This window comes from Vibrio sp. ED004, from assembly GCF_023206395.1.
Taxonomy (GTDB): Bacteria; Pseudomonadota; Gammaproteobacteria; order Enterobacterales; family Vibrionaceae; genus Vibrio.
Window position 1 is genome coordinate 1,676,473 of record NZ_CP066150.1, and the last position, 24,250, is coordinate 1,700,722.

Here is a 24,250-nt window from a genome sequence, read left to right on the forward strand (position 1 = left end):
TTACAACTCAACCTCAACATCCGACTGAATCGTGCTTGAACACGCCAATACGTATCCTTGTTCAATCTCTTCTGCTGTCAGTGTCTCTTGGCTGCTGGATTCCACAGAACCTTTGGTCACTTTGCATTTACACGAGCCACAAATGCCGCTGCGACACGCGATAATAATGGGCACACCTGCTTGTTCTAAAGAGTCTGCTAATGGCGTACCCGTCTCGGCTTCCACTTCTTTGCCAAACGTTGGGACAAATACCTTAAAGGCACTATTCGTATCACCAGAAGTCTCTACTTGTGACTCTTCTGACTGAGCATTCTGAGTAGCAGGCGTAAAGCTTTCTTGATAAAAGTTGTCCATGTTGAACTCAAGCTCTTTCAGGTAGCTTTCTATGTCTTGCATAAAGCCAACGGGGCCACAAAGATAAACGGTTCGGTCTAGGATGTCTGGGCTCAGTTTCACCAACCAGTTCTTGTCCAGTCGACCTTGAGGCGCTGTAGTGCCTTGGTTATCTTTAAGTAGCAATTTAAGGTTGAAGTTTTCATACGCTTCATCGAGCTGGTGAAGCTCTTCAAAATAGATAGTCTCAAGTTTGTTACGCGCCATATGGACGAAGTCTATCTCCATCTCACTATCTTGAGACAACCAATACTTCACCATCGCCATTACAGGCGTGATCCCGCAACCTGCGCTGACTAGCGTTACCTTCTTGCTCTCAGTCGGCATGCAATCAATGCAGTTAAAGCCACCAGCAGGTTTTAAAACAGCAACCTCATCTCCTTCATCAAGTTCATCGACAATAAAGTTAGACACCAAACCACCTTCAACACGCTTAACCGTCAGCTTCAAACGATTATCTTCAGGACAAGAAGCCACAGAGTAAGCGCGATAATCGGTTTTTGTCGGCATATCCAAGCCCAAGGTGATGAACTGGCCTGGCTTAAAATTGAAATGTAGGTCTTGGGGAATACTGCCAAGCTCGAAACTGACCGTATCTGGCGTCTCATGCCATTTCTTTAAACACACCAAATTGATTGAATCGCTATCCGACCATGCATACATAGTTCACACACCTTACTGATACTAAAGAATTAAATCTAAAAAGCCCCGCAGCTGCACGTTCGAAGAGAACAGCAACAACGGGGGCTTGGGAGTGGGCTTACATTAAGCCGCTAAGATTGTTTTAAGATCTTGTTCTGGCGTTGAGATAGAACGCATGTCGAACTCGTCTTGAATAATCTTTAGTAGGTTTTCAGTTAGGAACGCAGGCGCTGTTGGACCTGTGTAGATACCTTTCACACCCAGTGCGAACAGAGTAAGCAGGATAACAATCGCTTTTTGCTCGAACCAAGATAGAACAAGCGTTAGTGGTAGTTCGTTGATGCCACAGTCAAACTCTTGAGACAGTGCAAGCGCAAGCTGAATCGCCGAGTAAGCATCGTTACATTGGCCAACATCTAACAGACGCGGGATACCGTTAATGTCACCAAATTGGTTCTTATTAAAACGGAATTTACCACATGCCAGCGTTAGTATTACTGAATCTTCTGGCGCTTGGGCTGTGAAGTCTGTGTAGTAGCTACGTTCAGATTTGTCACCGTCACAACCACCCACAAGGAAGAAGTGTTTGATGTTGCCTTCTTTCACTTGTTCAACAACCGCAGGTGCTGCTTCCATCAATGCATTGCGACCAAAGCCGACAGTGATCATTTGCTCGATCTCGTCATGCTTGAAGCCTTCTTGTGCAAGCGCACAATCGATTACCGCACTGAAATCGTCGCCTTCAAGGTGTGCAACACCCGGCCAACCAACAATGCTACGTGTAAATAGACGATCTGCATACGCACCAACATCCGGGTTAAGCAGGCAGTTAGACGTCATCACAATTGCGCCAGGGAAGTTAGCAAATTCTTTCTGTTGGTTCTGCCAAGCGCTGCCGTAGTTACCCGCAAGGTGTGGGTACTTGTTCAGTTCAGGGTAACCGTGCGCAGGAAGCATCTCACCATTGGTGTAAACATTAATGCCCTTGCCTTCGGTTTGTTGAAGGATCTTTTCTAGATCGTGAAGGTCGTGACCAGAAACAAGGATACAGTGACCCTTCTTAGTCTTCACATTCACCGTTGTTGGTTGTGGGTGACCGAATGTATCTGTCTCACCTTTGTCTAGCATTTCCATTACTTTGTAGTTCATCAAGCCAATCTGCATTGATGTATCAAGTAACTGTTTTAGGTCGGTTGGATCGGTACCTAAGAAAGCCATGATTTCGTGGTATTCAGCAAAGATTGCATCATCGGTTTGGCCAAGAACACGTGCGTGCTCCATGTAAGCCGCAGCACCTTTTAAGCCGTATAGGCAAAGAAGACGAAGACCAATCACATCTTCGTGTTGAGAGTCGTGACCACGGTTAACTGCTGCTTGTGGCGCAAGTGCCAATAGCTCTGAAGAATCCGTTGGTAGATCGAACTGCGCGGCAGGAGAAAGCGCTGGAATCTCGAAACCAATTAAAGTCGTAGCAGCGCGAACTTTTTGCTCTAAACGCTGTTTAAATTCGTGAGATTGCTGTGCAAATTCGATGATACGAGCAGGGTCGAAGTTAACGTTGGTCAATGTTGCGAAGAACGCTTTTGGTGCCCACTCGTCAATTTCAGTATCAATAACATCGCAAGTGCGACCTAAATTTGCCCAAAAAGAAACACCTTGAAGAGAATACACCAACACATCTTGAAGGTCTGACACTTCCGAGGTTTTGCCACACATACCTTGTGCGAAAGAACAGCCTTTTACAGTGGGTGTTTGAATGGTTTGTTCACATTGAATACAGAACATATAGGGGCTCCAGTAATTTTTATTAGCTGTAAGTACTTTGCTTACAGTGACTTATTCCAAACCCTATAGAGCATCAACCATGCCAACTTTTAACTAATTGATTTTAAAGAACTTGATTATATTCCATATTTTTAGTGCGTGTTTATGACTACATTTACACACCCAAAGTCAACACACCCGTGTCATAGTGACTCTCGGTAATTATTTAACGGCGTTCATGTTTCGTTCAGAATAGAAGCGATAAAGTAACAACATAGAAAAAGAGGAATGAATATGAAAAATATCTTAGTTACGATTGTTGCGCTGTTTACTGGCCTTTTGGCGCTATTCACAAGCTTGATCCTTGCTATTCCTTTAGCTATTGCAGCTTTAATTACTGGCAAGCGCATTCAAAATCAAATGAAGAAACAAGGCTTCGCAGCTCATATGAACACTCGTCAGTCATCAACCAGTGATGCAGGTGTCATTGAAGGTGAATACGAAGACCTTTCAAATAGAAAATAGTCTAAGCTTTTGCTTCAAGACAAAACACGATAGAGACAACACTAAAAAATGCATAGCAAGACCATTCTAACGCTACTCGCCCTAACGACTTTAAGTCTCGTTGGTTGTTCCAACGAGACCATCGCTCCAGCTTACGAAACCTCTCCTGACTTGCCTGAATATCAGCAAGACAGCTTTGACGCCTACGTAAATGACACTCAAGATTGGTTACTGAAAAACCGTGTGTTCATGACTGAAGGCAAGCAATTGGAGATCCAACTCAATTCTCCGACTGAGTACAAACCTGCCACACCTAACGGTAAGGCCGTTCTATTGGTTCACGGATTGGGGGATTCACCCTACTCGTTTACAGACATCGCTACGCACTTAGCAGAGCAAGGTTACCTAGTGAGAACGGTATTACTACCAGGTCACGGCAGCCGTGTGGGTGATTTAATGCAGCCAAGCTTAGAAGACTGGCAAGGCGTGGTGGCTCATCATACTAAGTTACTCGAACAAGAGTATGACTCTGTGTGGCTTGGTGGTTATTCAACCGGTGCCAACCTAGTTACGTCACAAGCGATGAATGATCCTAAGATCTCTGGGTTACTGCTGTTCTCTCCAGCGTTTCAACCGAGCTCATCTGCGGTCCAATATGCAGGGCTAGCGAGCTATTTTGTCACTTGGGCCGATCAAGATCCTGAAGACAATGTACTGCGTTATAACTCACTGCCAATGAATGGTGCTTCGGTTTATTACGAAACTTCAGAAGTGGTGCGTGAAGACTTACAAGATAAACACTTCGATAAGCCAGTGTTTATTATGATGAGTGAAGGCGACAGTGTGATTGATACTAGCTATGTTCAGCAGGCGTTTACTGAATCTATGCCAAACCCAAACAACGTGTTGATTTGGCAAGGGGAAACCACACTCGACGATCCTCGTGCGGTTCAATACAGCATGAAGATCCCTGAACAACGTATATCAAACGGTTCGCATATGGGCTTGCTGTTCTCGCCAAACAATCCGTACTACGGTATCAATGGCAGCGAGAAGATCTGTTCGAATGGTCAGGCTGAGGGTTTTGAAGAACAGTGTAATGCGACCAATGAAGTATGGTACTCAGCATGGGGATACCGCGAAGAAGGTAAAAACCATGCACGTTTAACCTACAACCCATACTTTTCAGATTCGATGAAAAAGCTAGACGAAGTTCTGAACTCGGAAGGCTAAAAACTCACTCGATAAAAACCTAAAAAGGCTCACTAGATAACGTCTAATGAGCCTTTTTTATGGATATCGTATTTTGCCGGAATATGAGTGACCGCTAGATCGTCCACACCACACGGACAGCAAGCAGAATCAAAACCACACCTGAAAGTCGGTCAATCAGCTGCGCTTTCGAACGGATTCGTTCAACGATCAATGGGCTCGATAGCACCAAGGTGATGAAGGTATACCAAAGACCATCGACAATCAGCGGTGTTGAAACAATGATCACTTGGTTGCTGAGTTCATTACCTAAGGCTACGAATTGGCTAAACAGAGCGATAAAGAACAACGCGATCTTTGGGCTCAAGATAGAGATCAAAAAAGCCTCACGAGCAGACTGCATGTAACTCATCTGTTCACCCGCTTCTAATTTCGCTGCTACCCCGCCTTTCGAACGCAATGCATTCACACCAAGGTAAAGCAGATACGCGGCACCCGCCAAGCTAATCCCTTTAAACAGCATTGGCGACTGTTCTAGTAACACCGCCAAACCCACGATGGTTGCGAAGGCATAAATACCGATACCAGCGGCATGTGACCAAGCTGCGATAAGACCATTGATACGGCCACCAGCCAAACTGTGTTTAGCGATCATCGCCAAGCTCGGGCCCGGAGACATAGCGCCCAACAAACAGATAGCTAATAAAGAAAACCAAATTGTTACTGTCATCATTCCATTCCTAAGAAAACCATACGTTCTGACTGAACGCCTTTACTTGCTAGCCACCATAATTCGCCGAAGGTATTATTTGAAATCAAAGATTATCATCATACTTATGATTTCAAGTCATACTGATATTGTAGCTCGATTTCTGCATAGCTTGGAATGCCTTTTCTCGCGCCCATTTATGAGCAGAATCGTTGTCATACTTAGGGTGCCACATTAGCCAATAGGTGTGCATTTCCGTATCAAACGGCAAAGAGAAGTAAGTCGTTTCAAGGTGTCGACCCAAGTTATAGGCGATGTGTTCTGGTACTATCATCAGGTAATCATCTTGCATCAACACGGTACCTGCCGATGAAAAGAACGGAACCTGCAGTGCGACTCGACGCTTAAGGCCTTGTTTCTTCAAAGCAATATCTGCGTAGCTGTCTTTGTCCCCACCACCAGTCACTTTAATGTGTGAATAATTGACGATGTCTTGGGCACTCAGAGTCGATTGTTGAGCCAACGGATGAGATTTACGCATCAAACACACAGACTTATCTTCGCCAAGCTTCATGCTCGACACATGGTCTGGCTTTTGAGGAAACATACTCGAAGCTAAGTGAATGCCCGACTCATTGAGCGCTTCAAGGTAGTTTGGTTGCCACAATCGATACGCCAAATTGATGTTCGGCGCTTCGGCGGACACTTCAGCCACAATCACAGGCAGAATGTACTGAGCGACATAATCACTCGAAGCCAACACTAACTCACCATGCCAATCTTGCGGTTCAAATGGCTTATCATCTAACAGGTGGTCAAACTCACTAAGCAAGTCATCGAGCTTGTCTTTAAGCTGCAGAGCACGATTGGTAGGAACCAGTTTGTTACCATCGCGAACCAACAAAGGATCACCACACAAATCTCTAAGCTGACTCAGCTGGCGGCTGACCGCGGATTGTGTAATGTGCAGACGTTGAGCCGCACGGCTTACATGACACTCTTCTAGAAGGACATGCAGTGAACGCAGCAGGTTTAAATTAATATTGCCTAACATAAATGTACCGTCGGATTCAGTTTGTTGAAAAACTCGGTCAGCACAGTATGAGTCATCAGGTGACGCAGATCTGGATAGCTTTGCAGTTGGTCGCGAACTTGATTCAAACGCTCCATGCTTTCTACTTCAACATACAGCATCATATCGGTCTCACCGCTGATCGAGTGACACCACTGAACACCGTCAATACTCTCGATTCGTTGCGCGTACGATTCACAACTATGGTCACTGCTCGACATGTCGAATTTCAGCAAAATATAAGCGCACACATTCTTCGTTTGGTTGGGCTCTGTCACTTGAGCGCAGTAACCCGTAATCACTTTGTCGCTTTCCAGCTTTTTGATTCTGGCGTTCACAGCCGAACGCGAGAGGCTCACATCTCGGGCGATATCGCTCACTGAGCATCTTGCGTTGGTTTTGAGAATACCCAAAATCTGGCGATCAAATTTATCCATGCTTTTGATTCTTTCCACTTATTGTTCTATTTATAACGCCTAATTTGACACAACTTTCCGACTTATAACAGCCATTATGACAACCGACATTTTCACGCTTAAATGGATTAATACCGTCAAAATGGCGGTGTCTTACGACGTTTCGCTAGCTGTATTATTGATGTCGACAATGTATGCTTTCAATCTCAGTATTACCCATCCCAGAATAAGCACCAAAAGCTAGGAGAGCGAATGACACAACTCAAACAAGAAATCACGCTAATGTCCGGAATTGGACAACTCTCTACGACCTTGCTGGGTACTGGGCTGTTTATGATTCCCGCTATCGCTGCAGGTATCGCAGGTCAGTTGTCGCTACTGGCATGGTTGATCTTGTTTATTGCCATTTGCCCAATCGCCCTTACCTTTGCAGCATTAGGGAAACGCTACCCAAATGCAGGTGGCACCGCCTATTTTGTACGCCAAGCGTTCAGCGAGCGTTTAGAAACGAGTGTTGCTTGGTTGTTTGTGAGTGTTATTCCTGTCGGCATTCCCGCTGCGATTGCATTAGCGGGCGGCTTTGCCCAGCAACTATTACCTTCGCCTCTCGACACACAGCTCGGTGCTCAATCCTTTACTGTAGCCTTGCTGATTGCCGTCAACTTGATGGGCAGTAAGTCTTCTGGTCGCCTGCAAACCGTGATTGCATTATCGATCTTTGCCTTGGTCAGTGCTTTTGTTTGGAAGGCTGACATCACCGTTGCAGATGTCGCGATTCCCGCTATCTCGTCCGACTCTATGTGGTCTATCGGCGCCGCATTGGCAGTCATGTTTTGGTGCTTTGTAGGGATAGAAGCCTTTGCTCACATGGGAGAGGAATTTAAGAATCCACAGCGCGATTTCCCGATCGCCATCATTGCAGGATGTTTCGTCGCAGGCCTAGTGTATTGGGCTTGTTCAGTGGTCATTCTTAAACTTGGGGCTTATGGATCCGCTGAATTTGATGCTGCATCGATTCCGTGGGTGACAGAACAACTGTTTGGCAATGGCTTCAAAACGGTCATCAGTGTACTGGGTTTCTTTGCTTGTTTTGCAAGCCTAAACCTTTATACCCAAAGCTTGTCTCGCATGATCTGGGCTCAAGCTCGCCAACACAGCCCGACAAGTAAAATGGCGCAACTTAACCGTCGTGGTGTGCCTCTTTACCCAACTTTGGCGATTGGCTTTATCGCGCTTATCTCATGTGTGATTGGTGAGTTGTCTAACTTGGATCTCGAATTCTTTCTTAAACTCGCCAACGGTATTTTCGTTCTGGTTTATCTACTTGCGATGTTAGCGGCTTGCCGATTATTAACTGGCATTGCCAGATATACAGCAATGGTTTCATTGGTTATCTGTACTTTGGTGTTTATCTGCCTAAGTTGGTCGATGCTGTATGCGGTGACCATTTTTGTGACATTGTCACTCCCATGGAAGAAGTGGTTGGGTAAACCCACCATTTCTATCAACAAGTTGTAGCTTGTCGATAAATTATAAATAGCCTCTCCAATATCACTGATAAAAAAGCCGAGCGATCTGTTTGATCTTCGGCTTTATGTCACTCAAGCGGATATTACCAAAGCCCAATACCGCCCCACTCCAATCTCGATCATCACTTGAGCCATATTCATAGAAATCGAACGGTCGAATGATGATGTTCTCAAGTTCAGCTCTTCGACTCCATTCCTGTTCTGATATTCCGTTCGACCACTTCACCGTGACATGCAACCCTGCAGCTTGGCTGATCACTTCAAGATCACAGTGAAACTCACTTTCAATCGCTTCTATCATCGCTTCATACTTGAGTTTGTATGAGCGACGCATCTTTCTGATATGTCTCAGTAAGTCGCCTTCATGAACAAAGTCAGCCAATGCTTCTTGTGTATGGGCAGCGGTATCTCCTGTGAGCGCATCTTTTATCTCGAGACATCTCGCCACCAAGTGTTCAGGCACAACCAAGTAGCCTAAGCGCAGGCCGTTGAACATGACTTTACTCAGTGAACCGACATAGATAATCCGGTCATCAAACCCGAGTTTACCCGCCAAGCCTTGCATACTGGTGTAAGGGCGATGTGCAAACTGAAACTCACTGTCGTAGTCATCCTCAATAATCCAAGACTGGTTTTTGTTGGCCCAATCAATCAGTTTGAGACGTTGTTCGGTATTGAGTGTCGTCCCCATTGGGTATTGATTACTTGGGGTGACATACAAAGCCTTGGCGTTACTGGAGAGCACTTTTTCAATATCAAGGCCGACCTTTTCACGAACACGCACACCATCAAGTTCGAGCTTTAACAGATCGATAATTTTATGCACCTGTCGGTAGCCCGGCTCTTCAACAAGGATTTGGTCGCCCATCGCTAACGTTGCCATTAAACCTATCGAAATAGCTTGCTGAGCACCGGCGGTGATAATAATTCGATCAGCATGACAACGAACCGAACGGCTGCTTGCGAGGTAACCGCTAAGTGATTCCCTCAAGGCCAAGCTGCCTTGAACGTCTTGGTTGCCCGCAATGTTCTGCCTCGTAGCGTGGCGTTGCAACAGTCTCTGCCACTTAGCAAACGGGAAAGCATCCAGATCAGGGACACCCGGCGCAAAACTGCGGTTGATGTCATTGGGTGTCACTCTTGCGCCACTTGATGTATCAGCCTTAGTACTCAAGTCCTGTGAACTCTGGATATTGCTCGATTGAGACAAACTGAGAAAATGCTCCGGCTGTTCAACCGACACGTAAAAGCCAGAGCCTTGTCTGCTCTCGATGTAGCCTTCCGTGACCAACTGTTCATACGCATAGATCACCGTATTTCGACTTACCGACAGTTCTACGGCCAACTTGCGTGTTGAGGGTAACTTACTGCCTTTGCTCCATAAATCTTGAACGATCTTCTCTCGGATCGCATGAAACAAGGCGGTTTGGCGCGTGTCGTGTTGTGCATCTAACTGTAGGTCACCGACATCAATAGGCTGCATAACTGGATCCAACTAGTGTTTAAAAGTGGCTCTATTTAATAGACCAGTTAATCGCTACATTAATCAAAAGGCAATGATTAAGGAGCGATTATGTTATCTAACACGAAAAGAACCACGATTAAAAAAGGGGCTCACAAAGCCGTATTTGAACAAGAGAAACTGCATCAGATCATTGATGAGAGCTTAATCGCACACATTGCATTGCAAGGCGAACACGGCCCGATGGTTATTCCTATGCTTGCTTGGAGAGTGGATGACATGGTCTATATTCATGGCGCCCAAAACAGCCGCTTACTGAAGGGGTTAAAGAAAGGAGAACCAACCTGTTTAACATTCACTCTGTTTGATGGTTGGGTGTTGGCTCGTTCTGCATTTCATCACAGTGCGCACTATCGTTCTGCAGTGGTACTCGGCTCTTTTTCAGTCATTGATGACAACCAAGAAAAGGACCGCTTGTTGAACATCTTCATTGAGCAGATAGCTCCGGGAAGAACCGATGAGGTTAGGCTGAGTAACGAAAAAGAGCTCACCGCCACTGAGTTGCTGGCGATTCCGTTAACCGAAGCCTCGGTAAAGATTGGTAAGCACGGTGTGAATGATGACAAAGCTGATATGGACGTTCCCGTTTGGGCAGGCGTATTGCCTTACCGAACCGTTGTTGGGCCACTAGAAACCGTACCAGAACAGGAAGGGCTCATTGAAAAGCCAGATTACCAACAAGCCTATGGTGAACGTTGGTATCAGAATTAACACACGAAGATGGTCAACCAAGAATAGTTGTATACAACCTGGCGTATCAAAAATTTAACATAATGAAACTCTGTCGCCAGATGATGAACACGAACAAGGACATTCTTCCACTTCAAGGCTTGCTCAATGGTATTGGGCAAGTCTATTTCACACCATCTGTCGTAACATCCCTTCTGTTATTGTTAGCTATCTCTATTGAATCCATTCCACTGGCTTGTCTTACTCTACTTGGTGCCAGTTGCAGTTACACATTAGCTCGATATATCCATAACATTATTAACACCAACAGAAAAACAACTCATGATCTTAATAGTGGTATTTATGCCTTAAATGGTGCACTGATCGGTTTGTTCATTGGTAACTTCTTTGGAGTCACGCCGACACTGGCTGTTGTGACGGTCTTCGGTGCCCTACTCACCGTACCAATCGCTAAGATAGTGTTTAGCTTTAAAAAGTACCGCGGTTACACCAGTGCCTTTGTTATTACCTCTTGGGGAATTTATATTGTTCAATCAACCATAGAGCTTTCTGCATTTTCAACATCCAGCATAGCGTTGATGCCACTCATTAATATCGGCACAGATGTAGGAACCTACTTACCAACGTTTGTGGTGACCATGCTAAAAGGGATCAGCCAAGTCAGCTTTATCAATAATGAATTGTCTGGATTGGCTATCTTGGTCGCAATCGCGCTGAATAGCTTCAAGCACGCAGTTTGGATACTACTTGCGGTGTTAATCAGCACCCTATTTAGCTCTCTGATTGGTGCTGACAACGAACTGATCAAGCAAGGTCTTTATGGTTACAACGCGATACTTGCAACCTTGGCTCTGGTGCTTTACCCAAGAATAGCTTGGCCATTCGTCATCTTAGGGATGCTGTTGAGTTGCCTTATTACTCTAGGCTTTCACACCTTGGCACTGCTGCCATTAACAGCACCTTTCATTCTAAGCACTTGGGCTGTGGTTTACTTATCAGGCTTATTACAAAAGCGAAGCTTGGCCTATTAACATAAACTATAGGTCCGTCCAAAACCTTTCGACATATTGCTTAGGCGTTAAGCCACGGTGCTTTTTAAACATGCGATTAAAGCTTGCCACGTTAGTGTAGCCTAAACGTTTCGCGACCTCTTCGACCGGGAGTTTATAGCTCAACAGTTCCACGGCGACATTGCTCAGTGCATAACCCATGATGGTGGAAAAGTTAACGCCCAACTTATGCAAACGGCGTTGAAACTGTTGCTCAGAGAGCCCTAATAAACTGGAAACCTTGTGAAGGGTTGGTAAACCAAAGTGGCGACTGTAATTGATCATCTCATAGGTCACCTTATGTTCATCACCTGCATCTGGCATGTTGAGGTAATTGTCTAGATCATGAAAATTCATCGCCAAACCCATTTTACCGACGCTTGGTGATTGATTAATCGATAACCTCGACTTACTAGGAATCCAAACCTCTGTACGTGGTTGTCCCCACTGAATATTGCACCCAAAGTACTCGTGATAAAGCTCAGTATTCTCACGATAGCCTGCAATGGATACGGCTGCTGGCTTGAAGTCGGGCCCTAGGTAACGCCTTAGGATCTTCATCATAAAAATCGCGATTCGCACAGAGTCGTGCACTTTTCCAACCTCAGAATACTCAGGGTTGTCATAACACCATTTAATGAGTGTCCCAACTTGCGCGCCATATAAGAAAGCCCCCGACTGTAAACAGTGCAACCCGATATTGACTCGACGAATCGTAGAAGCAAGGTCATGACCAGAGAAAAACCAGTTCGCAAGTGGCCCTAACTTTTCAATATCCACTCTATCGGCCAACTTCAAAATGATGTCGGGATCGCGGGTTTTCTGTTCGAGTAAGCCATACCATTGGTCCACTTCATTCACTGGAATCAGGTTCATCGCGTTAGCAAATACTGACTTTGGAATGCCCAAAGAGTCCATATCTAAGTCACGATTGGCCGCCGCATACTGATACACGCCTAAAATTCCTAGTGCTCTTAGGAAGTTACAATTGTTCATTTGCTACTAAGCCTCTAAATCCAAAATACAGATCAAATCATATAAAACCCATTATTAAAGTAATTAGTAAATTTGCAACCTATAAATCTGATATCAATCACACTCGGCGCTCAATTTAATCTAGGGTTTATCAATGAGTTTACTTAGTGTCCCATTTGTCGGAACAGGCGCAGATACTGCACTACACATAGTGGCTGGCGTAGTGTTGGTCGCAACTAGCGCGGCAGCATGTTACGGGTTCTGGCGTGTGCATGAATTACCAATCAATAAAGCTCACAGTAAAGATCATCACCAGCTCGGTTTGATTACCGCATTAACATGGATTGGTTTTGTATGGCACTGGGTGTGGGTACTCGCGGTAATCTTGGCATTTGTTGATATGGAAAAAGCCATCATCAACCTAAGAGATACATGGAAATCTCCCACAGCGCCGAAAGAACAGGCAACGACCGATAAGCAAGATGAGGAGAGCCAAGCATGTTAGAAGGCTTAGCAGTTTGGGCACTGTTCATTTATTTACTTAGACTGGTTGGTATGCCTTGGAATAAAGGCACCAAAGCGTTTGCGTACCTCGGTGGTACATCTTGGTTGTTGTTTGTGTGGGTCGGCCTACTCAACTTTACTCCGATGGATTTATCGGGCGGTTCGGTTGTTCAGTCTCCGCATATTCAATTACGTCCAGACTCAACCAATGTGTCGGGTAAAACAACGAAAGTCCATATCCATCCAAACCAAGATGTGACTCAAGGCCAACTGATCTATGAGATTGACGACACCAAATATGTGATAGCAAGAGACAAAGCAAGTGTTCAACTTGAGTCAGCAGAGGTCGCTTTAGACACGGCTCGACAAGAAGTCAGCATTGCTAAAGTTAGCTATCGCTCGGCGCTAGAAGACATTAAGGCTTCAATAGCACAAATTGAGTCAGCAAAAACAGATTTAGTTTTGCAATCTAAAACGCTTGATCGTTACCAGAGGCAAAACAGTGTCGTACAACACACGATTACTGAAACTGACATCGATCAACAAACAGCCAAGGTAGATTTAGCGACTCATAACGTGACGACGTTGGAGTCTCAACTGAGCAAGAAAGAAGTCGATGCAGAAAATGCAAAGCTCGACATTCACAAAGCCGAAACCAACGTTAGTAAAAAACAAACAGAGGTGGACTCAGCGAAAGCAACATTGGCTCAAGCACAATGGGACCTGAACAGCACCAAAGTCACCGCTCCGACGGATGGCTTTGTGACTAACTTTATTCTTCGTGAAGGTCAGCGCGTTTCAATGATGCCTCGTATTCAAATGTACACCGAAGAGAAGTACGTGTTGATGCGAGTAAACCACCAAGCTATTCGTAACATCAAAGTTGGTCAACCTGCAGAGTTTGCGACGGCGGTTTACCCTGGCAAGATATTCTCGGCAACCGTAGAAGGCATTGTTGAGGCGACGGGTGAGGCACAGGCGAGCTTGCTCGGTATCGATGAACAGGTGCGTGTTACCACAGGTCGAAACCTTCAGAACAAGCACCACTTTGTGCGTTTAAAGATCGATGAAACAGAAGGCTACGATATTCCTGTTGGTTCTGTCGGTTTAGCATGGGTGAGTGGTGAGAAGCCGATTAGCTTTATGGCGTTCCTAGATGTAATACGTGGGATCATCATTCGAATGAAGTCTCAGCTGTACTTCTTCTACTCTATCTAATACGCCTGATAGACAAAGCAAAGCCCGTGCGATCTCAGATCGCACGGGCTTTTTAACTTGTTTAGTTGCTTAGTTGCTTAGTTGCTTAAAATTCCATGTTTTTAGGCGTAGGAAGAGTCCGTAGAAGATAAACAACTCAGAAACGCGCTGTGCTCACCTTTCATCTCATCGCGACACTAGAACATCACCACCTAGTTCACCCTGCAATAGCATTAAATTGCAAATCGCAATTGCATAATGCGACATAGTAATTCTAAAACGCGAATAAAACGCCCAAATACGCACCAAATTGCTATTAAACAGCCTATATTCGAGGTTTTTAAAGTTGGCACGCTACCTGCAATGTATATATTGACCCTTCTTAAGCCGAGGGTCACCTAGCCAACTGACGTTGTTAGTGAACCTTATTCTTGTTCACAAAATATATAAGCCAATCGCGGTTATTGCGATTGGCTATTTTTTTGCCTGTCGTTTGGCTAACCGCTCCGCTCTCGATACAGACACCCATTCAATCGCATAATAATCAACATTCATAGCCAACTATCGATAGCAGATATTCAATACGCTATGGAAAACGTTTTCTATTTATTTTCATCAAATAAATGAAGAAAATAACCTTATGTTTTACAAGAGATTTAAGGTGATAATTGATTCTCAAGTGCCTTTATTGACAAAATTAGCATTGACTATGTGATTTATATCACCATAATGCGCACGTTTGCCTGCAATACGGCGACCGTTAATTTTAATTTTGATCATTTGCGGAGGTAAAAAATGGCTGCTGATAATAACTACAGTCTAGGGCCGGTTCCTACATCGGCTAGGAAAGGAGTCGCTTCACTCACCATGGTAATGCTTGGACTCACTTTCTTCTCTGCAAGTATGTGGACAGGTGGTTCACTCGGGACAGGCCTCTCATTCAACGATTTCTTCCTCGCCGTTCTCATCGGTAACCTAATTCTTGGTATTTACACTTCTTTTCTTGGCTACATCGGCTCATCTACTGGCCTCTCTACTCACCTCCTAGCGCGTTTCTCTTTCGGTACAAAAGGCTCATGGCTTCCTTCTGCTCTACTTGGTGGTACACAAGTCGGTTGGTTTGGCGTAGGTGTCGCGATGTTCGCAATTCCAGTACAGAAAGCGACGGGCATTGATACCAACACCTTGATTATTGTGTCAGGTCTTTTGATGACAGGTACGGTGTACTTCGGTATTAAAGCGCTAATGGTGCTTTCAGCGATTGCTGTTCCAGCGATTGCTATTCTAGGTGGTTACTCAGTATTGACTGCGGTAGACAGCGTTGGCGGACTAGAACAGCTACAACTGATTAAGCCAGAAACTCCTATGGACTTCTCAATGGCCTTAGCAATGGTTGTGGGTTCGTTTGTAAGTGCGGGTACGTTAACTGCCGATTTCGTTCGCTTTGGTAAAAAGCCAGCAAGCGCAGTATTGATTACTATGGTTGCGTTCTTCATCGGTAACTCGCTGATGTTTATCTTCGGCGCTGCAGGCGCTGCAGCAACTGGTCAGGCTGATATTTCAGATGTGATGATTGCGCAAGGCCTATTGCTTCCAGCCATCATCGTGCTTGGCTTGAATATCTGGACAACCAATGAAAATGCACTTTATGCATCGGGTCTGGGTTTATCTAACATCACTGGTCGCTCAAGTACTACAATGTCTATCATAAACGGCATTATCGGTACGATTTTCGCACTTTGGTTATACAACAACTTCGTTGGTTGGTTAACCTTCCTTTCGCTGGCGATTCCACCAATTGGTGGCGTAATCATCGCCGACTTCTTCGCGAACCGTAAACGTTACAAAGATTTTGCAAATGCAGAGTTCCAAACCGTTAACTGGGCTGGCATTATCGCGGTAGCAACAGGCGTAGCCGCTGGTCACTTCCTACCTGGCGTTGTTCCTTTGAACGCAGTGTTAGGTGGTGCAATCAGTTACCTCGTGCTTAATCCTCTATTGAACAAAAACGCTCTGAAATCTCAGGCCGCTTAAGGACACACTATGACAACCTTATTAATCAAGAACGCGAAACTTCAAGACCAAGAGGGCTTGAAACAGATTCTGATTGAAAATGGTCAATTTTCTCGCATTCTCGATAATGACGCACAAATCAATCATCAAGGTGACATCCTTGATGCTGAAGGTGGCATTGCAGTTACTCCTTTCTGTGAACCGCACATCCACCTAGATACTACTCAAACTGCTGGTGAGCCTAACTGGAACATCTCTGGCACTTTGTTTGAAGGTATTGAGCGTTGGGCTGAGCGCAAAGAACTGCTATCAATCGAAGACGTTAAGTCTCGTGCGAAGCAAACACTGAAATGGCAGATAGCTAACGGTGTTCAACACGTTCGTACACACGTTGATGTGTCTGACCCAACACTCGTTGCATTAAGAGCGATGGTTGAAGTTCGTGAAGAAATGAAAGAGTGGGTCGACATCCAGATCGTTGCATTCCCTCAAGAAGGCATTCTTTCATACCCTAACGGCAAAGAGTTGCTTGAAGAAGCAGTGAAGATCGGCGCTGACGTTATCGGTGCTATCCCTCACTTCGAATTCACTCGTGAATACGGTGTTGAATCTTTGCATTACGTGTTCGAACTTGCACGCAAGTACGACTGTCTGATCGACGTTCACTGTGATGAAATCGACGACGAACAGTCTCGCTTTGTGGAAACATTAGCAGCCCTTGCTCATAAATTTGAGATGGGTGAAAAGGTAACGGCAAGCCACACAACGGCGATGGGTTCTTACAACGGTGCTTACGCATCTCGCCTGTTCCGTCTATTGAAGATGTCTGGTATCAACTTCGTAGCAAACCCGTTAGTGAACATTCACTTACAAGGCCGTTTTGACGATTACCCGAAACGCCGCGGTGTAACGCGCGTTAAAGAGATGCTAGCCGCAAACATCAACGTTTGTTTTGGCCATGACGATGTGTTTGACCCATGGTACCCACTGGGTACAGCGAACATGCTTCAAGTTCTGCACATGGGACTGCACGTAACACAGGTTATGGGCTACGACCAAATCAATAACTCACTTGATTTGATCAGCAAGAACTCTGCTCGCACATTGAACATCCAAGACAACTTCGGCATCGAAGAAGGTAAGCCAGGTAGCTTGCTGATTCTTCCTGCTGACAATGGCTTTGATGCAGTGCGCCGCCAAGTACCAGTGCAGTACTCAATACGCCACGGTAAGGTGATTGCAGAGACTCAACCAGCGAAAACAAAAATAAATTTAGATCAAACTGAAGATATCAACTTCAAGCGTTAATATCGTCTATACTAATGATCAAAAGGAAGCTGAGATGCTTCCTTTTGTTGTGTTGGACGAAGCGACAAAACTATCACTAAATCAGTGTAAATCTTGTACATTCGCACGGTATGACAAAAAAAGCACAAATTTCTTAAGCAATGCGTGTACATCTCAAAAGACTGTGTTAACATGCTCTCGCTCTGTTAGCCGGAGTTATTTAAGTTAGATGAATAGTAAAAAATTGACATGTAAAATCGTTACCCGTTTTTGTAAGTAGTTTTTCCTTATTTCTTAGCAATATTAAATAATTCAATTATCAGCGCATTGCATTAAATGCAATCAACAATTTAGAAAATTTATGAATAAGGGACAAATTATGTCTAACACAAATACTGGCACTGTAAAATGGTTTAACGAAGAGAAAGGTTTCGGTTTCATTTCTCAAGACAACGGCGGCGCTGACGTATTCGTACACTTCCGTGCAATCGTTTCTGAAGGCTTCAAAACTCTGAAAGAAGGCCAAAAGGTTTCTTTCGAAGTTGAAAACGGTCAAAAAGGCCTACAAGCAGCAAACGTTGTTGCTCAATAATTAGCTCTTAGCTAAAAAGAATTTTAAAGCGCTGATTTTTATCGGCGCTTTTTTATGCCTGCTCATAAACATTTCCCCTCTCGATACAAGCTTCCCCCGTTAACTCTGAACAACTGCAAATCACCTGCAAAGCCTCCTCAATCTAACCACTCTCAGTTAAAGCTCGACGATCAATTTACTTCACTTTTTGTATACCATTTCCCCAGACAACAACACTCATTTCTCAGCAATGTTTTGACACGAACTCACTCTATATCGAAAGTTTGATAAGCCCAAATATGGTTAAAGAACAATCCATTAGATTGCACCTATGAATACGCAGTCGATATTCACAATAAAAATGAGTTATTTATCCAATCCTCATCCACTAATCATATAATTTTTAAGGCAAAGACCTTCGAAATCCGCTAACCTTGTTCGCAAGTGGCTTAGTTATTTTGGTATCTGCAGTAAAAATAATGAACAAAGACGAATTTCAGAAATCCACCGCAAATCTAAAAAAAGCGGTGCCTCTTATGATGAAGAACAGGGTGTCAACGACACCTGCAAATTACGCACTTTGGTACACCTATGTCGATAACGCTATTCCCCAGCTGACTCAAGACATGGATGGTGTTTTAGAACACTACGGTATTTGTCCTCCTGCCGTGGGTGAGCAGCTATACAACAATTATGTTGCCAGCAAATCCGAAACCAATATCAATGACCTTCGCGCTAATTTGGAACTGTTAGTTTCTGAAGTTTCCAATTCAATGAATGACACCCTGACCGACACCTCCGCTTTTTCTGACATGATCGATAAAAGCTTCGAGGACTTGGCTCGTGTTGATAATGAAAGCTTATCTATTGATGAAGTCATGTCATTGGTTCGACAGCTGGTGTCTGAATCTCGCCATATTCGTCACTCTACTCAGTTTTTAAACTCTCAGCTAAACTCTGCAACCTCAGAGATCACCAAGCTGAAAACCCAGTTAGTAGAAGTTCAGAAAGATGCGCTCTTCGATAGTACAACCACACTCTATAACCGTCGCTCTTTCGACCGTGACATTGAAACCTTGTGTGAAGCACAACAATCTTTGTGTCTGATTCTTCTCGATATCGACCACTTTAAAAATTTCAACGACACCTATGGCCACTTGTTTGGTGATATGGTTCTTAAAGGGATCGCTCGTAAGCTGAAGTTAAGTTGCCGTGAAGGTATTTCTGCTTATCGATTTGGTGGTGAAGAGTTCGCACTGATTGTGCCAAACAAATCTTTGCGTATTGCCCGTCAACTCGCTGATACCAATCGTCGCTCTTTAGAAAAGCTGTCGATTAAAGATCGCCGCAGTGGTGAACAAGTCGGCAGTATCACTGCATCGTTTGGTGTCGCTGAACTTGAACCCGGCGAATCAACTCAATCGCTGATCGAACGTGCTGATAAGCTACTTTACGAAGCGAAATCACTTGGCCGTAACCGAGTCATGCCTCTTTAAGGTTTATCAGTAGCTCGACTTCACTAGCTCCAATGAAGCATCCATAAAAAACGCCTAAAAAGAACATCAAAAAGCCCCAAAGACTAACTTCTGCGTTAATCTTTGGGGCTTTTCGTTGGTTGCGTGTCAGTTTATTAACTGTGTATTAGTTGATTGACTACTGGCTTTAACCCTCTCGTTCACTAAACCTTACTTCTTGCCACTAAAGTTGGTAGCAGTAATTCAGGCAGTAATCTTCACCACTCTTCGCTCTGAACTCTTTGTCTTCACTGCATGCTTTTGGTTTACCCTTTGTATCACCTTGAATCAAACTGATCCAGTGACGCATTGCCGCAATAGTCTCTTCTCGCATTGTGGTTGTTGCTTCCATTGGTAATTGGCCAAATGTGGTGCAAGATTCCAGCTGAATATCATCAATTTCTACTAGCTCAATACAACCGGTCCCTTTATGGCAACCAAACATCACCTCTAGGTGGCTTCCACTACCATCTCGGAACAAGATAGAGTCAGGATCGTTCTTCTCACCCATGTACGCTACAAACTGTTTAGGATGCTTTAGGCCACTGTGCTGACCGTCTTTAAAGTAAGCCATGATATGACGGTAATCGACTACGTAGCTGGTTACGTCTTGATGTGAGCCGTTCTCTAGTGGGAATAATCGATCAAGCAGTTGCTTTGCTTTCACTTGCTTTTCAGTTTGCTGGTTTGCACTGATTGTCTCCACGGCAAAGACAGCTTCAGCGATAAATGGCTTTGATTGTTTTTGGATTTCTGTTTTATCGAATGTAAGCATATTCATAGTCTTTCCCTCTTGACCAGTCCGGTGAAAACCACCGATTTGTAACGCAAAAATGTGTCCTAGAGCAATTATTCCAAACTAACGTTTAATTTATTTGTCATTTTGTGAATTGCTTAGTTTGTAGATTAGCGGTTTTTTACATACAATTTCACAACAAAAATTTTACAATGTGAATTTTACAAATATGGCCTTGTCAAAAAGTTTAGTTCGTCAGTCACATTTCCTAGGTACGAAAATACGTAACCTAAGAAAACGTAACCATTTAACGATGGAAGACCTGTCTGCGCGTTGTATTAGAATCAACCCAGAATACGCACCTTCCGTTTCTTACCTTTCAATGATTGAACGTGGAAAACGGGTGCCGAGCATCGACATGCTGGAAGTGATCGCGCAGGTCTTTCAAAAGAACCCTACGTGGTTTCTCGACGACGAATCAGAACAACAAGCCATAGCTCCAGATAAAGGGAATCGCGGCGGGATTAGTGGTATGGCACTTGAGCCGAGCTTCCTTTTCTCCAACGACATCCTGCAAATCGCGATTCCTGAGATGCTGTCACAAACGGGGATTTCAGGCCGCCAGTTCGCGCATCTCTTGATTCGAGCACACCAAGAAAGCAATCAGAACCACTTCCCTGACCTAGAGCGCGCTGCGGAGGAAGTTGGCCTAAAACGCCTCAACCTCAGCGTAGAGGACCTCATAGACATCGCTAGAAGCCTAGGAATTAATATCCGTTGGGTGACGCGCACGCCGCAAGACGTGGTCGATGAGCTCGGAATTAACGCCAAGCAGCTGGTGACCTCCTTCTTTGAGCCTCCCGGAACTATCTTCTTAAATGAGATTCTTAAAGAATATCCAACTCGTCTGAAATACGACCTTTCGGTTTATATCGGTCATTGCATTCTGCACAGCAAAGAAGGCCTAAAGAGTGTGTTGTCGGTAGGTAACAACAACACATGGGATGACAACCAGGTATCAGGATCTTCACAACTCAACTCTCAAGACATCCTCCAAGCATGGCGAGACTTTGAATCCAGTTTTTTTGCTGGCGCACTTCTGTGTCCGAAAGTTCCGTTTAGACAGCTACTCGACCGCACTGGCTACGAAATCGACGTTCATGAAAGAGCAGGGGTTTCCCCCTCTGTTGCGATGCGTCGAATGACGGTAGTATCGCCCTACCCTCACTGGCACTACTTTGATGCTTATGGACCGGGGAAACTTAAGGCGGTTTACCGCGGGAACGGGATTCCGCTACCTTGGGGAAATATGAGAACGGTCGCTGACCCATGTCAACATTGGGCTGTGTTCCGTCGATTATCAGAACCTAGAGCGGGAAGCTCAGCTCAAATCTCCATTTTGAATGTGGGCGATGAGCCAAGGATCTACTGCTGTGAGTCCATCAATATGACGGATCCTGCGGGTAACAATCGTGTGTTGTGTGCTGGTATAGATCTCAACCCTGCGATTGATGCTCAAGGCGGAAATTCAAGAGACATAGCAGAGCAGCTTAAAGCGTCATGCGTTAACAATGGTGGTTCTGTGGTTATCCCGCGTAACATCAAAAAAGATCTCACGACAATAGCCAAGATTCTAAATATAAATTGGATTGAACGTGGGATTGAGACAGAGGCGAGACTTATCTGCTCCAGAGGTGGAGAATGCCCACGCCAGCCAAGCTGTTACTCGAAGTGTGGTGAGTAAAAAAATAATAACAAAAAATAGAACCTAAAATTCAGGCAAAAAAAAACCAATCACAATAAGGGTGATTGGTCATATATTTTGTGTGAACAAAAAAGGTTCACTAACAACGTCAGTTGGCTAGGTGACCCTCGGCTTAAGAAGGGTCACCATTACTAAAGCAGTATACGTGCCAACTTTTAAAACACGTATTTACTACGCATCTGGACACGTATTAGCCGTATATCCTTGTTTGTTTTGCAAACTGGAATTGCAAATTGCGAAATTCAACAAAAACGCTAGTGATTATGTTGTTATTAATAAATCATTAAAGATTCATTACCCTTCCCCAAAATGCCATATTTCCCTTAGATTCAATCACTTTAAACAGCAATAAACCTCTCCCTAGGTTACTCAACATAAACGGCTACTAAACATAAACAACACCCATAAAAAACGCGAACATTGAAATTCAATATTCGCGCTTATTTGAGTTAGAAAGTAGAAAGTCACTTATCAACGAGAACTCTCCTGAAAAGCATCCTCGTTATTGGACCTCTATGGTCTATCTAATAATCTAATAATCTAATAATCTAATAGGCCCTACTTCTGAGGAGCTGGCTTAGAGCGGCTCCTCGACGGTGAAGGTTTGTTGTCTGTCGGCTTATTTGACGACTTGCTTGGGCCGTAGCTACCGCCGTAACCAGACTTCTTAGGCTTGCCTGCAGGTTTACCCGCGTTGTTTGGCTTGCTTAAAGTATTTTGGTTACCTGCTTTGTTCGCAGAAGGCTTATTGCCTGCACTACCGCGCTTGAAGTTGCTGCCGTTGTTTCTTACAGACTTGTCTTCGCCCGCTACTGCGTTATTTTCAGCAGGTTTCTTACCAGATGTTGGCTTACGCTTTGGCGCAGAACCTGTACCCGGTACGTGACGCTTGTTCTTGCCTGCTGGCTTGTGACCACGAGCGTTGTCACCAGAACGTTGACCGTCTGCATGTTCACGTGGTTGTTTCGCTTTCTTCGGCTTCTTAGGCTTGATTGGACGTGTATCCAAACGAGACTCTGGCAGCTTGTTTACTGGTGAGAAGCCTTCAAGTTCACGACGCTCTAGCACTTGTTGAATTAGTCGCTCAATACCGAACAGTTCACCCACTTCATCCGCACAAACCAATGAGATAGCTTTACCCACTTCACCAGCACGGCCTGTACGACCAATACGGTGTACATAGTCTTCTGATACATGAGGAAGGTCGAAGTTAACCACTTGAGGCAGTTGTGGGATATCGATACCACGTGCTGCGATGTCTGTCGCTACAAGTACTCGAACCTTACCCGTTTTGAAGTTCTCTAGGGCTTTGGTACGTGCACCTTGGCTCTTGTTACCGTGAATCGGCGCAGCAGTAATGTCTTGCTCTTCAAGGAAACGAGCAAGCTTGTTAGCACCGTGTTTTGTTTTGCTGAATACCAGCACTTGTCGCCAATCATTGTCTTTGATTAGCTTCGCTAGCATTGCGCTCTTTTTCTTTTTATCTGCTGGGTAGATGCTTTGCTCAACGGTTTTCGCCGTAGAGTTTGCAGGGCTTACCGAGATCTCTACTGGGTTATTCACCAAGCCTTTTGCCAAGCTACGGATATCGTCAGAGAAGGTCGCAGAGAACAGCAGATTCTGACGTTTCTTAGGCAAGAAAGCCAAGATCTTACGGATATCACGGATGAAACCCATGTCAAGCATACGGTCCGCTTCGTCTAGCACTAGGATCTCTAGTTGATCGAAACGCACTGCATTTTGGTTGTATAGATCAAGTAGACGACCCGGTGTTGCCACCAGCACATCACTACCTTTACGCAATTTTTGCATCTGAGGGTTAATTTTCACGCCACCAAACACAACGGTAGAAGTCAAAGGTAAGTTAATACCGTACTTAACTACGCTGCCATTCACCTGCGCAGCAAGTTCACGAGTTGGAGTTAACACAAGTGCACGAACTTGATTCTGACGTACGCGAGTGCCTTTTGATAAGATTTCAAGAATAGGTAGCGTGAAGCCTGCAGTTTTACCTGTACCTGTTTGAGCAGCGGCCATAACATCTTTGCCCGTTAGGACAGCTGGTACGGCTTTCTCTTGGATTGGTGATGGCTTATCGTAACCTTGTGCTTCAATAGCTTTAAGGATCGGTTCAGAAAGGCCAAGGGAGGTAAAACTCATAGATTATTTTCTCAGTTGAATAACAT

The 24,250-nt window shown here is 44.6% G+C and carries 21 protein-coding genes; 12 read left to right on the forward strand and 9 right to left on the reverse strand.

Annotated features, from left to right (window positions below):
• Together ITG10_RS24860 and hcp are read right to left on the reverse strand one after the other, a co-directional pair.
• A complete protein-coding gene (locus ITG10_RS24860; RefSeq protein WP_017630491.1) occupies positions 1-1,056 on the reverse strand; it encodes a hybrid-cluster NAD(P)-dependent oxidoreductase in 1,056 nt (351 codons plus the stop codon).
• A 102-nt stretch (positions 1,057-1,158) separates the two neighbouring features.
• Positions 1,159-2,820, reverse strand: coding sequence for a hydroxylamine reductase (gene hcp, locus ITG10_RS24865; RefSeq protein ID WP_017630490.1), 1,662 nt, complete (start codon positions 2,818-2,820; stop codon positions 1,159-1,161).
• Positions 2,821-3,093: 273 nt separating this feature from the next.
• Between hcp and ITG10_RS24870 the strand changes: the two genes are divergently transcribed.
• Both ITG10_RS24870 and ITG10_RS24875 read left to right on the forward strand, forming a co-directional pair.
• Positions 3,094-3,324 carry a hypothetical protein gene (locus ITG10_RS24870; RefSeq protein ID WP_017630489.1) on the forward strand — a complete coding sequence of 77 codons (231 nt, stop codon included), beginning with the start codon at positions 3,094-3,096 and terminating at the stop codon, positions 3,322-3,324.
• A gap of 48 nt (positions 3,325-3,372) precedes the next feature.
• Positions 3,373-4,536 (forward strand): alpha/beta fold hydrolase, encoded by a 1,164-nt coding sequence (locus ITG10_RS24875; RefSeq protein WP_017630488.1) that lies wholly within the window; start codon positions 3,373-3,375, stop codon positions 4,534-4,536.
• A 94-nt stretch (positions 4,537-4,630) separates the two neighbouring features.
• Here the strand turns inward: ITG10_RS24875 and ITG10_RS24880 are convergent, their stop codons facing one another.
• The 3 genes from ITG10_RS24880 to ITG10_RS24890 form a co-directional block, all read right to left on the reverse strand.
• Positions 4,631-5,245 carry a LysE family translocator gene (locus ITG10_RS24880; RefSeq protein WP_017630487.1) on the reverse strand — a complete coding sequence of 205 codons (615 nt, stop codon included), beginning with the start codon at positions 5,243-5,245 and terminating at the stop codon, positions 4,631-4,633.
• A 112-nt stretch (positions 5,246-5,357) separates the two neighbouring features.
• Positions 5,358-6,278, reverse strand: a complete 921-nt coding sequence (locus tag ITG10_RS24885; RefSeq protein ID WP_017630486.1) for a LysR family transcriptional regulator — start codon at positions 6,276-6,278, stop codon at positions 5,358-5,360.
• Positions 6,272-6,733, reverse strand: a complete 462-nt coding sequence (locus ITG10_RS24890; RefSeq protein ID WP_017630485.1) for an Lrp/AsnC family transcriptional regulator — start codon at positions 6,731-6,733, stop codon at positions 6,272-6,274. Before ITG10_RS24890 ends, ITG10_RS24885 begins: the two co-directional genes overlap by 7 nt.
• 231 nt (positions 6,734-6,964) lie before the next feature.
• Here ITG10_RS24890 and yjeH point away from each other — a divergent pair, with 231 nt between their 5' ends.
• Positions 6,965-8,230, forward strand: a complete 1,266-nt coding sequence (yjeH, locus tag ITG10_RS24895) for an L-methionine/branched-chain amino acid transporter (RefSeq protein WP_017630484.1) — start codon at positions 6,965-6,967, stop codon at positions 8,228-8,230.
• Between the two features lie 33 nt (positions 8,231-8,263).
• On the opposite strand, the gene ITG10_RS24900 is transcribed toward yjeH, so the two are convergent.
• The gene (locus ITG10_RS24900; protein WP_248386993.1) at positions 8,264-9,724 is read right to left on the reverse strand and encodes an aminotransferase class I/II-fold pyridoxal phosphate-dependent enzyme; all 1,461 of its coding nucleotides are present in this window, start codon (positions 9,722-9,724) and stop codon (positions 8,264-8,266) included.
• Positions 9,725-9,814: 90 nt separating this feature from the next.
• Between ITG10_RS24900 and ITG10_RS24905 the strand changes: the two genes are divergently transcribed.
• Together ITG10_RS24905 and ITG10_RS24910 are read left to right on the forward strand one after the other, a co-directional pair.
• Positions 9,815-10,474 (forward strand): pyridoxamine 5'-phosphate oxidase family protein, encoded by a 660-nt coding sequence (locus ITG10_RS24905; protein WP_017630483.1) that lies wholly within the window; start codon positions 9,815-9,817, stop codon positions 10,472-10,474.
• A gap of 80 nt (positions 10,475-10,554) precedes the next feature.
• A complete protein-coding gene (locus tag ITG10_RS24910; RefSeq protein ID WP_026084206.1) occupies positions 10,555-11,484 on the forward strand; it encodes an urea transporter in 930 nt (309 codons plus the stop codon).
• A 6-nt stretch (positions 11,485-11,490) separates the two neighbouring features.
• On the opposite strand, the gene ITG10_RS24915 is transcribed toward ITG10_RS24910, so the two are convergent.
• Positions 11,491-12,498 (reverse strand): AraC family transcriptional regulator, encoded by a 1,008-nt coding sequence (locus ITG10_RS24915; RefSeq protein ID WP_019823394.1) that lies wholly within the window; start codon positions 12,496-12,498, stop codon positions 11,491-11,493.
• 133 nt (positions 12,499-12,631) lie between these two features.
• Between ITG10_RS24915 and ITG10_RS24920 the strand changes: the two genes are divergently transcribed.
• From ITG10_RS24920 to ITG10_RS24945, 6 genes are all read left to right on the forward strand, one after another.
• Positions 12,632-12,982, forward strand: coding sequence for a hypothetical protein (locus tag ITG10_RS24920; RefSeq protein ID WP_017630480.1), 351 nt, complete (start codon positions 12,632-12,634; stop codon positions 12,980-12,982).
• Entirely contained in the window at positions 12,976-14,199 is a 1,224-nt protein-coding gene (locus tag ITG10_RS24925) for a biotin/lipoyl-binding protein (RefSeq protein WP_017630479.1), read from the forward strand. The genes ITG10_RS24920 and ITG10_RS24925 overlap by 7 nt, the downstream gene beginning before the upstream one ends.
• A gap of 774 nt (positions 14,200-14,973) precedes the next feature.
• Positions 14,974-16,212: a cytosine permease gene (codB, locus tag ITG10_RS24930; protein WP_128644355.1), complete on the forward strand. Its 1,239-nt coding sequence runs from the start codon at positions 14,974-14,976 to the stop codon at positions 16,210-16,212.
• A gap of 9 nt (positions 16,213-16,221) precedes the next feature.
• Positions 16,222-17,499, forward strand: a complete 1,278-nt coding sequence (locus ITG10_RS24935; RefSeq protein WP_017064864.1) for a cytosine deaminase — start codon at positions 16,222-16,224, stop codon at positions 17,497-17,499.
• A gap of 358 nt (positions 17,500-17,857) precedes the next feature.
• Positions 17,858-18,070 (forward strand): cold-shock protein, encoded by a 213-nt coding sequence (locus ITG10_RS24940; RefSeq protein ID WP_004740083.1) that lies wholly within the window; start codon positions 17,858-17,860, stop codon positions 18,068-18,070.
• A gap of 458 nt (positions 18,071-18,528) precedes the next feature.
• Positions 18,529-19,545, forward strand: a complete 1,017-nt coding sequence (locus ITG10_RS24945; protein WP_026084205.1) for a GGDEF domain-containing protein — start codon at positions 18,529-18,531, stop codon at positions 19,543-19,545.
• A gap of 202 nt (positions 19,546-19,747) precedes the next feature.
• Here the strand turns inward: ITG10_RS24945 and ITG10_RS24950 are convergent, their stop codons facing one another.
• Positions 19,748-20,344, reverse strand: a complete 597-nt coding sequence (locus ITG10_RS24950) for a malate synthase (protein ID WP_017630476.1) — start codon at positions 20,342-20,344, stop codon at positions 19,748-19,750.
• 268 nt (positions 20,345-20,612) lie between these two features.
• On the opposite strand from ITG10_RS24950, the gene ITG10_RS24955 reads away from it, so the two are divergent.
• Entirely contained in the window at positions 20,613-22,043 is a 1,431-nt protein-coding gene (locus ITG10_RS24955) for a DUF3612 domain-containing protein (protein WP_248376770.1), read from the forward strand.
• A gap of 579 nt (positions 22,044-22,622) precedes the next feature.
• Here the strand turns inward: ITG10_RS24955 and ITG10_RS24960 are convergent.
• On the reverse strand, positions 22,623-24,224 hold the full coding sequence (locus ITG10_RS24960) for a DEAD/DEAH box helicase (protein WP_017630475.1): 1,602 nt from the start codon (positions 24,222-24,224) through the stop codon (positions 22,623-22,625).
• Positions 24,225-24,250: the final 26 nt, after the last annotated feature.

Excerpts from the sequence above, each read along its gene's own strand:
- yjeH (WP_017630484.1), top strand. The coding sequence starts at position 6,965 with ATGACACAACTCAAACAAGAAATCACGCTAATGTCCGGAATTGGACAA.
- ITG10_RS24955 (WP_248376770.1), top strand. The coding sequence starts at position 20,613 with ATGGAAGACCTGTCTGCGCGTTGTATTAGAATCAACCCAGAATACGCA.
- ITG10_RS24885 (WP_017630486.1), bottom strand. The coding sequence starts at position 6,278 with ATGTTAGGCAATATTAATTTAAACCTGCTGCGTTCACTGCATGTCCTT.
- ITG10_RS24935 (WP_017064864.1), top strand. The coding sequence starts at position 16,222 with ATGACAACCTTATTAATCAAGAACGCGAAACTTCAAGACCAAGAGGGC.
- ITG10_RS24890 (WP_017630485.1), bottom strand. The coding sequence starts at position 6,733 with ATGGATAAATTTGATCGCCAGATTTTGGGTATTCTCAAAACCAACGCA.
- ITG10_RS24945 (WP_026084205.1), top strand. The coding sequence starts at position 18,529 with ATGAACAAAGACGAATTTCAGAAATCCACCGCAAATCTAAAAAAAGCG.
- ITG10_RS24870 (WP_017630489.1), top strand. The coding sequence starts at position 3,094 with ATGAAAAATATCTTAGTTACGATTGTTGCGCTGTTTACTGGCCTTTTG.
- ITG10_RS24860 (WP_017630491.1), bottom strand. The coding sequence starts at position 1,056 with ATGTATGCATGGTCGGATAGCGATTCAATCAATTTGGTGTGTTTAAAG.
- ITG10_RS24900 (WP_248386993.1), bottom strand. The coding sequence starts at position 9,724 with ATGCAGCCTATTGATGTCGGTGACCTACAGTTAGATGCACAACACGAC.
- ITG10_RS24880 (WP_017630487.1), bottom strand. The coding sequence starts at position 5,245 with ATGACAGTAACAATTTGGTTTTCTTTATTAGCTATCTGTTTGTTGGGC.
- ITG10_RS24940 (WP_004740083.1), top strand. The coding sequence starts at position 17,858 with ATGTCTAACACAAATACTGGCACTGTAAAATGGTTTAACGAAGAGAAA.
- ITG10_RS24910 (WP_026084206.1), top strand. The coding sequence starts at position 10,555 with ATGATGAACACGAACAAGGACATTCTTCCACTTCAAGGCTTGCTCAAT.
- ITG10_RS24915 (WP_019823394.1), bottom strand. The coding sequence starts at position 12,498 with ATGAACAATTGTAACTTCCTAAGAGCACTAGGAATTTTAGGCGTGTAT.
- ITG10_RS24875 (WP_017630488.1), top strand. The coding sequence starts at position 3,373 with ATGCATAGCAAGACCATTCTAACGCTACTCGCCCTAACGACTTTAAGT.
- ITG10_RS24950 (WP_017630476.1), bottom strand. The coding sequence starts at position 20,344 with ATGAATATGCTTACATTCGATAAAACAGAAATCCAAAAACAATCAAAG.
- ITG10_RS24920 (WP_017630480.1), top strand. The coding sequence starts at position 12,632 with ATGAGTTTACTTAGTGTCCCATTTGTCGGAACAGGCGCAGATACTGCA.
- hcp (WP_017630490.1), bottom strand. The coding sequence starts at position 2,820 with ATGTTCTGTATTCAATGTGAACAAACCATTCAAACACCCACTGTAAAA.
- ITG10_RS24960 (WP_017630475.1), bottom strand. The coding sequence starts at position 24,224 with ATGAGTTTTACCTCCCTTGGCCTTTCTGAACCGATCCTTAAAGCTATT.
- ITG10_RS24905 (WP_017630483.1), top strand. The coding sequence starts at position 9,815 with ATGTTATCTAACACGAAAAGAACCACGATTAAAAAAGGGGCTCACAAA.
- ITG10_RS24925 (WP_017630479.1), top strand. The coding sequence starts at position 12,976 with ATGTTAGAAGGCTTAGCAGTTTGGGCACTGTTCATTTATTTACTTAGA.
- codB (WP_128644355.1), top strand. The coding sequence starts at position 14,974 with ATGGCTGCTGATAATAACTACAGTCTAGGGCCGGTTCCTACATCGGCT.